9 protein-coding genes and 2 pseudogenes are annotated in these 12,038 nt (G+C 73.4%); 4 read left to right on the top strand and 7 right to left on the bottom strand.

Annotated elements, in window-relative coordinates:
* From AAHZ94_RS17330 to AAHZ94_RS17300, 7 genes and pseudogenes are all read right to left on the bottom strand, one after another.
* On the bottom strand, positions 1-1,819 hold a 1,819-nt coding region (locus tag AAHZ94_RS17330; protein ID WP_349993815.1), incomplete at its 3' end, for an ATP-binding protein.
* 7 nt (positions 1,820-1,826) lie between these two features.
* A complete protein-coding gene (locus AAHZ94_RS17325) occupies positions 1,827-3,434 on the bottom strand; it encodes an acyl-CoA carboxylase subunit beta (protein WP_349993814.1) in 1,608 nt (535 codons plus the stop codon).
* Positions 3,431-5,251, bottom strand: coding sequence for an acyclic terpene utilization AtuA family protein (locus AAHZ94_RS17320; RefSeq protein ID WP_349993813.1), 1,821 nt, complete (start codon positions 5,249-5,251; stop codon positions 3,431-3,433). The genes AAHZ94_RS17325 and AAHZ94_RS17320 overlap by 4 nt, the downstream gene beginning before the upstream one ends.
* 401 nt (positions 5,252-5,652) lie before the next feature.
* A pseudogene (locus tag AAHZ94_RS17315) lies at positions 5,653-6,435 on the bottom strand (TIGR03084 family metal-binding protein); the annotation flags it as partial.
* 568 nt (positions 6,436-7,003) lie between these two features.
* On the bottom strand, positions 7,004-7,474 hold the full coding sequence (locus AAHZ94_RS17310; protein ID WP_349993812.1) for an NUDIX hydrolase: 471 nt from the start codon (positions 7,472-7,474) through the stop codon (positions 7,004-7,006).
* Positions 7,475-7,530: 56 nt separating this feature from the next.
* Positions 7,531-7,842: a hypothetical protein gene (locus AAHZ94_RS17305; RefSeq protein WP_349993811.1), complete on the bottom strand. Its 312-nt coding sequence runs from the start codon at positions 7,840-7,842 to the stop codon at positions 7,531-7,533.
* The gene (locus AAHZ94_RS17300) at positions 7,842-8,054 is read right to left on the bottom strand and encodes a hypothetical protein (protein WP_349993810.1); all 213 of its coding nucleotides are present in this window, start codon (positions 8,052-8,054) and stop codon (positions 7,842-7,844) included. The genes AAHZ94_RS17305 and AAHZ94_RS17300 overlap by 1 nt, the downstream gene beginning before the upstream one ends.
* Before the next feature lie 361 nt (positions 8,055-8,415).
* On the opposite strand from AAHZ94_RS17300, the gene AAHZ94_RS17295 reads away from it, so the two are divergent.
* The 4 genes and pseudogenes from AAHZ94_RS17295 to AAHZ94_RS17280 all read left to right on the top strand — a co-directional run bounded on the left by AAHZ94_RS17295 (position 8,416) and on the right by AAHZ94_RS17280 (position 11,828).
* The gene (locus AAHZ94_RS17295) at positions 8,416-9,612 is read left to right on the top strand and encodes a helix-turn-helix domain-containing protein (RefSeq protein ID WP_349993809.1); all 1,197 of its coding nucleotides are present in this window, start codon (positions 8,416-8,418) and stop codon (positions 9,610-9,612) included.
* 35 nt (positions 9,613-9,647) lie between these two features.
* Positions 9,648-9,846, top strand: a pseudogene (locus tag AAHZ94_RS17290) (DUF397 domain-containing protein).
* 502 nt (positions 9,847-10,348) lie between these two features.
* On the top strand, positions 10,349-10,744 hold the full coding sequence (locus tag AAHZ94_RS17285; RefSeq protein WP_349993808.1) for a hypothetical protein: 396 nt from the start codon (positions 10,349-10,351) through the stop codon (positions 10,742-10,744).
* A 472-nt stretch (positions 10,745-11,216) separates the two neighbouring features.
* Positions 11,217-11,828, top strand: a complete 612-nt coding sequence (locus tag AAHZ94_RS17280) for a carbonic anhydrase (protein WP_349993807.1) — start codon at positions 11,217-11,219, stop codon at positions 11,826-11,828.
* Positions 11,829-12,038: the final 210 nt, after the last annotated feature.

Here is a 12,038-nt window from a genome sequence, read left to right as displayed (position 1 = left end):
TATATTTGGCGTGTTGGGGGCCGGCGGGCGGCGGGGTGGGGGGGGGGGTGGCGGGCGTGGCGGGGGTGGCGGGGGTGGCCGCCGCACCCGGCCCCGGATCGCCCTCCGGCCCCGCCACCAGCGGTGTTCCCGTCGCCGGCGGCGCCCCGAGCGGCGGCCCGTCCACGTACACCGCGGCGCCGTCCGCGTACGTCGCGACCGCGTAGCGCTGCCGTACGCCGGCGACCTCAAGGACGACCGCGTCCCGGGCGACCGTGAGCACCCGCACGTCCGGCAGGTCGGCGGCGCGCGGGCCGTCGTGGGTGAGGTGGTAGCGCACGACGTGTTCGGTGCCGTCCGGTTCGCTGCGGTAGGTCTTGGTCTGCGGCTGGGACGGTACGTTGCGCCAGGGGCCGAAGCGGGAGCGGTCACAGCCATCGGCCAGGGCCGCGGCCAGCGCGGCGAGGTGGACGGCGGCCGGCGGCGCGGGCGCGGTGAGCGCCGCGTGGTGCCTGACCAGAAAGCCGGTGTCCACCTCGGCGGCGCCGAACTGCGGCTGGTGCAGGGCGCGTACGAGCAGGTCACGGTTGGTGTGCGGGCCGTGCAGGCGGGCCCGGCGCAGGGCGTGGGACAACTTGCGGACGGCCTCGGCGCGGGTCGGCGCCCAGGCGATGACCTTGGCCAGCATCGCGTCGTAGTGCACGCCGACGGTGTCACCGGCGGCCACCCCCGCGTCCACGCGCAGGCCGGATGGGGTGCGGCTGGCCGCCGGCCCGTTCCTGACCTCGGCCGGCAGCTCGAACCGGTGCACCGGCCCGGTCTGCGGCTGCCAGTCGCGGCCCGGGTCCTCCGCGTACAGCCGGGCCTGCACCGCGTGCCCGACGGGCTCGGGCGGGGACGCGGGGAGCGCCGCGCCCTCGGCGACGCGCAGTTGCCAGGCGACCAGGTCGATGCCGTAGACGGCCTCGGTGACCGGGTGTTCGACCTGGAGGCGGGTGTTCATCTCCAGGAAGGCGGCGCGGCCGTTTCGGGAGACGAGGAACTCGACGGTGCCGGCGCCGCGGTAGTCGATGGCGGTCGCCGCCCGGACCGCGGCGGCGTGCAGCTCGTCGCGGAGCGCCGCGGGCAGTGCGGGGGCCGGGGCCTCCTCGATGACCTTCTGGTGCCGACGCTGGAGCGAGCAGTCACGGGTGCCGAGCGTCCAGACCGTGCCGTGCGCGTCGGCGAGGACCTGCACCTCCACGTGGCGCCCGTGCTCCAAATACGGTTCGGCGAACACCTCGCCGTCCCCGAAGGCCGCCGCCGCCTCGGCACTGGCGGCCTTCAACTCCCCTTGCAGCTCGGCGAGTTGGCGTACGCCACGCATGCCGCGCCCACCGCCGCCGGCCGCCGCCTTGACCAGCAGCGGCAGGTCGGCTTCGGGGGCGGCGGCCGGGTCGACGGGGGCCAGCAGCGGGACGCCGGCCGCCGCGAGCACCGTCTTGGCGCGGGTCTTGGAGGCCATCGCGGCCATCGCCGCCGGCGGCGGGCCGACCCAGGTCAGCCCGGCGGCGAGGACGGCGCGGGCGAAGTCCGGGTGTTCGGAGAGGAAGCCGTAGCCGGGGTGCACGGCGTCCGCGCCGCACTCCAGCGCGGCCCGCACCAGCAGGTCGGCGCGGAGGTAGGTGTCGGCGGGCGCACTGCCCGGCAGGTGGCGCGCGGCGTCCGCCTCACGGACGTAGGGGGCGTTCGCGTCGGCGTCCGAGAACACCGCGACGGTGCCGATGCCCAGGTCACGGCAGGTGCGGAAGACACGGCGGGCGATTTCGCCGCGGCCGGCGACGAGCAGGTTGGTGATCACGTGGGCCTCACATCCGGAAGACGCCGAAGCCGCCGCTGGCGCCCTCGACCGGCGCGCCGTGCACGGCCGACAGGCACAGCCCGAGCACGGTCCTGGTGTCGCGGGGGTCGATGACGCCGTCGTCGTACAGCCGCCCGGACAGGAACAGCGGCAGCGACTCGGCCTCGATCTGCTGCTCCACCGCGGCCCGCAGCGCGGCGTCGCCCTCCTCTTCGTACGGCCGCCCCTTGGCGGCTGCCGCGGCGCGGGCGACCAGCGAGAGGACGCCGGCCAACTGCTGCGGGCCCATCACCGCGGACTTGGCGCTCGGCCAGGCGAAGAGGAAGCGGGGGTCGAAGGCGCGCCCGCACATGCCGTAGTGGCCGGCGCCGTAGGAGGCGCCGATGAGGACGGACAGGTGCGGGACGGTGGAGTTGGCGACCGCGTTGATCATCATGGCGCCGTGCTTGATGATGCCGCCCTGCTCGTACTCCTTGCCGACCATGTAGCCGGTGGTGTGGTGCAGGAAGATCAGCGGGGTGTCGCGCTGGTTGGCGAGTTGGATGAAGTGGGCGGCCTTCTGCGCCTCGGCCGAGAACAGCACCCCCTGGGCGTTGGCCAGCACCCCCACCGGGTAGCCGTGCAGCCGGGCCCAGCCGGTGGTCAGGCTCGTCCCGTACAGCGGTTTGAACTCGTCGAAGTCCGAGCCGTCGACGATCCTGGCGATCACCTCGCGCGGGTCGAACGGGGTCTTCAGATCGTCCGGCACGATGCCCAGGAGTTCATCGGCCGGGTAGCGCGGCGGCTGTGCCGGCGGCGGGTCGGGGTGGGCCTTGGTCCAGTTCAGGCGGGCGACGACGCGGCGGGCCCGGTGCAGCGCGTCGGGCTCGTCGACGGCGAAGTGGTCGGCGAGGCCAGAGGTGCGGGCGTGCATCTCGGCGCCGCCCAGCGACTCGTCGTCGCTCTCCTCGCCAGTGGCCATCTTGACCAGCGGCGGGCCGCCGAGGAAGACCTTGGCCCGCTCCTTGACCATGATCGTGTGGTCGGACATGCCGGGCACGTACGCGCCGCCGGCGGTCGCGTTGCCGAACACCACGGCCACCGTCGGGATGCCGGCCGCCGACAGCCTGGTCAGGTCCCGGAAGAGGGCGCCCCCGGGGATGAAGACCTCCTTCTGGCTGGGCAGGTCGGCGCCGCCGGACTCGACCAGCGAGATCACCGGCAGCCGGTTGGTGCGGGCGATCTCGTGGGCGCGCAGCGCCTTCTTCAGCGTCCAGGGGTTGCTGGCGCCGCCGCGTACGGTCGGGTCGTTGGCGACGATCACGCACTCCACGCCGGCGACCACGCCGACGCCGGTGACCAGGGCCGCGCCCACCGCGTACGCCGGCGCTTCGCTGCCCCAGGCGGCCAGCGGGGAGAGTTCGAGGAAGGGCGTGTCGGGGTCGAGCAGCAGCTCGATGCGCTCGCGGGGCAGCAACTTGCCGCGGGCCCGGTGGCGGGTCGCGTACTTCTCGCCGCCGCCCGCCACCGCCTTGGCGTGTTCGGCGGCGACGGCGGCCAGCTTGTCGAGCATCGCCGCCCGGCGGGCCGCGTACTCCGCGCCGCCCGCATCGAGCGCGGACGCGAGGACGGTCACCACAACACCTCCGGTAGCTCGACGTGCCGGGCGCGCAGCCACTCGCCGACGGCCTTGGCCTGCGGGTCGAACCTGGCGCCGGCCGCAACGCCGGCGCCCAGCAGCCCCTCGATGAGGAAGGTGAGCCCGCGCAGCTCGGGCAGCAGATGCCGACTGATGCTCAACTCGGCTGTCTCTGGGAGGAGTTGACGCAGTCGCGACACGGTCAACTCGTGCGCGAGCCAGCGCCAGCCCTCCGCCGTACGGGCCCAGACACCCAGGCCCGCGCAGCCGCCCTTGGCGCCGCGGCGGGCGCCGAAGACCGCGCCGAGCGGAGCGCGCCGGGTGGGCAGGCCGGCCGGCAGCGGCTCGGGCAGCGGCGGCGGGTCGACCGGGGCGAGGCCGCGGGTGTGGCCGGGCGCGGGGATCGGCAGCCGCTCGCCGCCGGGCAGCACGGCCGTGTGCGGCACGCTCGCCGCCGGCAGGAAGACCGCGTCGAAGGCGCCGGACGGGGTGCCCGGGCCGGGCGGGGCCGTCAAGTGGAGGCCGGGGACGCTGGCGAGGGCGAGTTCGACGGCGGCTGCGCCGAGCGCCCGGCCCACGGGTTCGGCCACCGCGTCGCGCGCCACCAGGTGCAGCAGGGCGCTGGCCTCCTCCTGTACGGCGGCGTCCGGGTGGTCCGTACGGGCCAGGGTCCAGCGCAGTTCGGCCGGCCGGCGCCCGGCGAGTGCGGCCTCCAACTGGGCGCGTACGAGGGTGGCCTTGGCGTCGATGTCGAGCCCGGTCAGGACGAAGGTGACCTCGTTGCGCCAGCCGCGGACGCGGGTCACGCCCACCTTCAGGTCGGGCGGCGGGGCCTCCCCGCGGACCCCGCTGATCCGCACCCGGTCGGGTCCTTCGGCGGCGAGCCGCACCGTGTCCAGGCGGGCGGTGACGTCGGGCCCGGCGTAGCGCGCGCCCTGCGTCTCGTACAGGAGTTGCGCGGTGACGGTCTCCACGGTGACCGCGCCGCCGGTGCCCGGGTGCTTGGTGATCACGCTCGATCCGTCGGCGTGGATCTCGGCGAGCGGGAAGCCGGGGTGGAAGGGGGCCGGCCCGCTGGCCCGGACGGGTTCCGCGGTCCGGAGGAGTTCCGCGGTCCGGACGGGTTCTGCGGTCTGGAGGAGTTCGGTGAAGAAGGCGTAGTTGCCGCCGGTGGCCTGGGTGCCGCACTCCAGGACGTGGCCGGCGACCACGGCCCCGGCCAGCGCGTTCCAGTGGTCGGGCGCCCAGTCGAAGTGGGCGACCGCGGCCCCGCTGACCAGCGCGGCGTCGGTGACCCTGCCGGTGACCACGACATCGGCGCCGGCGCGCAGACAGGTGGTGATGCCCGCGCCGCCCAGATACGCGTTGGCGGTCAGCGCGTCTGCGCCCCACCCCTCGCGCCGGCCGCGGGCCAGCACGTCGTCGCCGGTCACGTGGGCCACCCGGACCGCGATCCCGAGCCGGTCGGCGAGTTCCCGTACGGCGTCCGCGAGCGCGGCCGGGGCCAGCCCGCCGGCGTTGGTGACGATCCGCACGCCCCGGTCGACGGCGAGCCCCAGCCCTTCTTCCAGTTGCCCGATGAAGGTCTTCGCATAGCCGCGCCCGGGGTCCTTCAGCCGGTCCCGCCCCAGGATGAGCAGGGTCAACTCGGCCAGGTAGTCCCCGGTCAGCACGTCGAGCGGCCCACCGGTGAGCATGTCCCTGACCGCCGAGAAGCGGTCGCCGTAGAAGCCGGACGCGTTGCCGATCCGCAGCGGCCGGGGCGGTGCGGAGGGTGGCGGGGCGCCGGGCGGCGGCGGTACGGCTGCGCTCATCCGCGGGCCCCGCCGGGCCGGGCCGCCCCCGAGGAGCGGGCCGGAACGGCCGCGCTACTCGCCGCCGGCGCCGGGGGGGCCGCGCGCGGTTGGTCAGCCGTACGCGCGGAGTCGGGCGTACGCGCCGAATTGGCCGTACGGACCGGGTCGGCCGTACGCGCCGGGCCAGCCATACACGCCGCATCGGCCGTGCGCGCCGAATCAGCGGTACGCGCCGCATCGCTCGTACGCACCACACCGCTCGTCCGGGCCAGATCCGCCGCCCTCGCCGCACGCGACCGCTTCGCCGTACGGGCGGCCGGAGCCGCCCGCCCCACCGCACAACCGGCGACCCGCGCGCCGGGGACGGGGACGGGGCCGCCGTCGTCGTCCTGCCCCGTCGGGCCCGTCGCGCCGGGCGTGCCGCCCGCGCGGCGCCCGCGGCCGGGCGGGCCGGCGAACGCCTGGGCGATGCCGAGCCAGCGCCGCGCCTCCGCGCCGTCCACCCGCAGGGCCAGGTCATCGCGGTGGGCGCGCTGGGTGACCAGCAGACAGAAGTCGAGCGCGGGTCCGGTGACGCGCTGAGTCGCGGTGGGCGGCCCGCAACACCACAGCGAGCCGTCGGGCGCGGTCAACTCGACCCGGAACTCCTCCTGCGGCGGGTCCAGGTCGTGGACCAGGTACGCGTAGTCGCGGGCCCTGGTGCCGATGTGGGCGATGTGGCGCAGCCGTGCGGTGGGCGGCCGGCGCACGCCGAGCGCGTCGGCGACGTCCTGACCGTGCGCCCAGGTCTCCATCAGCCGGGCCGTCGCCATCGACGCCGCGCCCATCGCCGGCCCGTACCAGGGCAGTTTCGCGCCCGCCGGCAGCTCGGCGAGCAGGTCGATGAGGTGAGCGCGGCCGGCGCGCCAGCGGCGCAGCAGCGCGGCGGGCTGCTCGGCCGCGCCGGCCGCGGCCCCGTCGTCGACGAACCGGTCCGGCGCGCGGCGCGACTCGGCCACCTCGCGCGCGAACACCTCGGGCGCCGTGATCGCCTCGCCCGCCCGGGCGTCGGTCCAGGCCAGATGGGCGATCTGGTGGGCGATGGACCATCCGACGGCGGGCGTGGGCCGAAGCCACTGGCCCGGATCGAGCCCGCTGACCAGCGCGTCCAGGGACTCCCCCTCGGCACGCAGATCATCGAGCAGGGCTGCGGTGTCGGCCACGGTGCACTCCCCTCGTCGGCCACGGGAGCTGATCCCGTACGGGCCACGCGTTCCTTACCAGGCACGGGAGTTGGGCCCACGGGGCCGTCCCGCCCCGCTCCCGCGCCAACCAACCGGGGCCGCGCACCGATGCCGAGGACGAGAGTGACAGCGCCCCCAGAAACAAGCAAGCGTGATTGCATTATTCATGGGGGCGGGTTGCGGAGGAGAGGGCCGGGTGGGGCGGTTGGGCACTGCTGGGTGGTTGGGCGCGCTGCTGGGTGGGTTGGCCGAGTGGGGTGGTTGGGCACTGCCGGGAGGGGCCCACGTGGGGTGGCTAGGCGCTGCCGGGAGAGGTGACAGGTTGGAGCGGGCCGGGCGCCGCCGGGAGGGGTGACAGGTTGGACCGGCGGGGGGCCGCCGGACGGGGCGCCCGCGTGGGGTGGCTAGGCGCTGCCGCGAGAGGTGACAGGTTGGAGCGGCCGGGCGCTGCCGGGAGGAGTGACAGGTTGGACCGGCCGGGCGCCGCCGGATCGCGGCCCCGCCCTCCGGCATGCCACCCACCAACAGCGCCGGCCAGGTATGGGGCCTACTCTCCCGCCCCGTCCCCCTTCCCCCGCCTGGGCTCGGGCAGCGGCATCCCCTCCACCAACACGGGCGGCTCAACGGCCAACAGCCGCGTACGCAGGGCATGTACGAGCGCGACGCGCTCCAGGTTCTCCACGGCAGACCACTCGACTTCGACCTGATCGCGGGGCAGATCAGCGAAGGCGTCTTCGGCCGCGCTGCCACCGTCGAAGACGAAGGCGATTTCCTCATCCTGCTCGCCATCGATGGCGGGTTGCTGATCGACGGCGAGCAGGGCAGCGGCCTTCGGCAACCTGATCCCAAGCGCGTCAGCCACCCGGCGGGCAGCGTCGACGATCGCCTCCCCCGGTTGCACGATCACACCCGGCGGGCAAGCCCACCCGTCCCGCACCACCTGAAGCACACGCGGCCACATCCCCAGCGGCGCAAAGTATTTCGGATTCTCGACCGGGCACCGGATCAGCAGAAACACCCACACCTCACGAGGCGGGTTAACCGATCCACTGCCACTCACGGGATGCACAATCCTCACGCGGCTACACCTCCGTGAGTCAGGACTTGCAGCCCGGCGCATGACTGCGGCGCCCGGCCATCGAGGGTGATGAGCCCGTACGCGGCCCGGCCATCCGACCAGCACCAACCCTCCACCGTTTCGTACTCGACGCGATGCCGGTTGGGACACAGGACGTCACTGCGCAACGCCTCCGGATCGAACATCGACTCCTGGTACGCGTCGTGGAACTCAACATCCGTCACCGGCGACCACGAGCCGTCCTCACCGAAGCTGAGGAAGAAACGCAGCGGGGTACCCATGACGAGTACGCGGTGCGTGCCGTCCATCAAGCACCCCCGGCGGGGGCGGGGTTGGGCTTGGGGCTGGGCTGGTTGCGGTGCTTCGGGCAACGGCACGGCGGCCAGGCACCGGTGACCGCCTCGCGGAACGCGTCGCCACATGCCTGCTCGCTGTCGACGGAGGTCACGGTGACGACCTCGGAAGCAGGATCGGGCGGGCCGGTCTCGCCGGGGCGGCGGCGATATACGCGCAACCTCATCAGATGCTCCATGACCTGGTCTCCCACGGGGGTGACTCGTAACTGATCGGGTCTGGCCAATCCATTCGATGCGTGGTCCCGGTTGCGGCGCTCTCCAAGCCCGCTCAGCAGCTACTGGAATCGGAAGCCTGCGCAGAGGCTCGGACACGCTCCGCGGCTACAGGCAAGCCGCCGATTAGAGGACGCGGAATCGAACGAATGGGCATCGAGGCGACCATCGATCACGAACCTTCCGTGACTCACAGTCGCCTGTCCGCTACAAGAGTCAACTTCCGGTTTTCAAGATCAGTTAGCACAAGACTTGCACAAGCACCACGAAGTGACCGGGTGTTGAGCGTCACAGGAGTGGGAAACTGCGGCCATGGGCTCAAAGAACACGCCACCAACCCCGGGCGAGAACATCGCTGTGCTGCGCAAGGCGCGAGGTATCGGGCAGGCCAGGCTGGCGAAGAAGGCCGGGTTCACCGTTAGCTACATCTCGAAGGTGGAGACGGGGCTACGACCCGCCACCCCGCAGTTTGTCGCCGCTGTAGCCGGTGCGTTGGGGGTGTCAACCGCCCGGATCAATGGGCAGCCCTTCGCCGACGCGTCGCAACAGGCTCAGGCATTGGACGTGCTCCGAACGGTCGTACGGCGACACAACCTGCCTCGGGAGGGTGTCGTCCCACCGAGTGAACTCGCCACCAAGGTCCAAAAAGCCGTCGGGCTGCGAGCCCAGACCCGATACCTGGACCTGCTCGACATGCTGCCCGAAGCCCTCGGCCAGGCGACAGCCGTTGCGCTGTCGGCCCCCGGCGAGGCCGGAGCGTGGGCACAGGTCGCCGACCTCTACGGATGCGCGTACGGCGTCGCCCACCGGATGGGACAAGCAGACCTGGCGGACATGGTCGTCTCCCGCCAGATGTGGGCCGCCCAGCAGACATGGGCGCCAGACCTGGAGGCCGCAGCAGCCTGGAACCTGGCCGGCACCTACCAGACAGCCGGCCAATATGACGATGGCCTGGCGATCATCGAGCGTGCGATCAGCCAGTACGAACGCTCCCTACGAGGCGCCGCGAACACACCCGCGCAACTCATCTCACTGGGCTCACTCCACCTACGAGGAGTCGTCCTCGCCTCACGGCACCGGGACGCCAACGCCACCGCAGACCACGTGAACAGGGCCAAGTCCATGGCCGAACAACTCCCCACGGACGCCCTCGTCCACAACCTCACGTTCGGCCCGGGAAACACCGCGCTCTACGAACTCGCCGCCTACGTCGAACTCGACCGACCACACGACGCCGTACGAATGGCGACTCCCCTGCTCAAGGCACCGCCGCCGGGGCTCCGCCCCACCCGGCTGGGGCGCCTAGCCATCGACACCGCCCGCGCCCAACTGGCCGTACGCAAATACGAGGACGCGGAGAAAGCACTGGCCCAAGCATTCGCCATCGCCCCCGAAATGACCCAGACCCACCCCATGGCACGCGAGGTCGTACGCGTCCTCTTCGTCCTCAACCAACGGGCCCGCCCCACCCTCCTCGACATGGCCCGGCGGGTGGGATTGGCTACGTAAGAGCCGAGTTGACCAGCTCCGAATGGCTGCGGCCCATGACTGAGCAGTGGATCAAGTCCAGTCACAGCAACGCCAACGGCGGCAACTGCATCGAATGGGCCCGCACAAACACCCAGGACCGGCACCGTGCTCGTCCGCGACAGTAAGGACCAGAGTGGCTCCACCCTCGCGTTCCGCACCACCGTATGGACCGCCTTCATCGCAGGCGTGCAGCCCAGCGACTTCGACGCCTGACGTGAGGAGGTAGGCGGCACCGCTTGGTGGGCTACCCCGCCGCTCGACCGACGCTTCGACGGTGCGCCCGACGACGGGCACACCTTCACACACCCACCAGCCCCACACACCGCACTCCCCGGCCCAGCACCCCCCTACCCAGCCCCCTACCAGACCTCCCTGTGGTAAGGATTCGGGCGAATCGCATGGCCGAATCTCGGTCACCCAAAACGGGACTCCCACCCTCCCGCACCCGCATGATCCGGCCACCTTCTCTCAACTTGCGCGCAGATGCGCCGTGTTAAGTCGCCGACATGCGCATACGCGCCGATTCGACGGGGCAGTTTCGGCCGCCATCGATAGATGGCTCGTACAGCGCGGGAGCCATTCGCCCGATGTGCTGACCGAGCGGTCGCCGCGGCTGGCCTATACGCTGAAAGTCCTGGGCAGGAGCCGGGGGCGCCCCTTACGAATCGGGCGCTTCTGACGAGTCATCCGACTCCCGGACGAGGGCGAAGCAGCAATGCGGAACTGGGCAGCGCGCAGCGTGTTGGCGGCCGTCGTCGCCGCTCTGCTGGCCGTGCTGCTCGGCGGCCCCTCCGCCCAGGCCGCAGCACCAGCCACACCGGCCGGATCGACCAGTGCGAGCCAATCCGCTGAGACACCCCGGTTGTGCGAGGACGTGCCGCGGCAGACCCGGCAGGGCGAGGAGTTGCCCGCCAGGACCACGGCCCCCGGCCGGTACGGGGCCACGCAGAGCCCGCCGCCGACGATGCGCCAGGGCAGTTCGACACCCTTGACCCTGGCCGCGCGCCCCTCAGGTGCGCCGGGGCCCGGCGGCCCCAACTGTGTGTCCCTGGGCCAGGGCAGACGGCACCATGCCGCCCTGCCCGCCATGCTCCAGGTCTTCCGCTGCTGATCCGCACCGCCTGAGCGCATTCCGGCCCGCGGGCCGGCCCCCTCCCACCGTCGCGGACTCCCCCGGCGCGCTTCGGCGTCGCCCGGGGCCGTCGCCGGCTGCCCCGGGCCCGGCCGTGCGCCGACCGGTGGCCGGGCGCGTCCGTGCCGTACGCGAACCGTCGGTCTGACCCCCGAGCCCCCAGCCGAGCGACCCAACCCCCCGCACGCGCCGCCCGCGCCACGGGGCACGCCACCGTGTGCCTCCACCGGCGCCGCGCGCCCCACCCCGGGCGCTTCACCCACCGGTGAGGATGGGCCCTACCCCGGCCTCCGCCCCGGCGGGCGCTCACGGGTCGCACGCCGGACGCCCGTGCGTCCGGCCGTACACCCCCGCTCGGCTCCTGCGCTCCGGCTCACCTTCTCCATCTCTCACCTCATCCACGCCAGTTCGTACCGATGCGCACCCTCAACCAGCGCAGGAGGCAACTGACATGCAATCCCTCATCGACCACGCCCGTACCTTCCAGCACCAACTGCTGGCACGCGGCGAACACCTCGCCCCGCTCGCCGCGGGGCAGGCGCCGGAAGCGCTCTTCATCACCTGCTCCGACTCCCGCGTCGTGCCGTCGCTGATCACCGGCGCCCGGCCGGGCGGGCTCTTCGAACTCCGTACGGCGGGCAACATCGTGCCCGAGTACCCCGGTGCACACCCCAGCGGCGAGGCCGCCACCATCGAGTACGCGGTGGAGGTGCTCGGCGTCGCGGACATCGTGGTGTGCGGGCACTCGCACTGCGGGGCCGTCGGCGCGCGGGGCCGCGGCGACGACCTGACCGCGGCCCCCGCGGTCTCCGGCTGGCTGGCGCATGCCACCACCGCGCCGACCGGCCCGGACGGGCCACTGGCCGCGGCGGAACACGGCCCCGACGTGTCGGGCCCGGTGCAGGTGCACGTACGGGCCCAGTTGGCTCGGCTGCGCGCGTACCCGTGCGTCGCGCGGCGGCTCGCGGCCGGGGAACTCACCCTGCACGGCTGGTTCTACGAGGTGCACACCGGCGCCGTCTTCGCGCACCGGTCCGACCTCGACGCCTTCCTCCCGCTGTGAACCCTGCCGTCCGGCGCGCCCGGGCCGCCGGCCCATCGCGCGGCAACGTCGCCGCCGCGCCTCCCGTCCGGCTGCCCAACTGCCGCGCAGCACAGGTGAGTTCACTACCGGGGGGGGGGGGGGGGGGGGGGGGGCCGCCCCCCCCCCCCCCCCCCCCCCCCCCCCCCCCCCCCCCCCCCCCCCCCCCCCCCCCCCCCCCCCCCCCCCCCC

It is taken from the genome of Streptomyces sp. HSW2009 (assembly GCF_040240285.1).
Taxonomy (GTDB): Bacteria; Actinomycetota; Actinomycetes; order Streptomycetales; family Streptomycetaceae; genus Streptomyces.
This window is presented reverse-complemented; position numbering and strand designations above follow the sequence as displayed.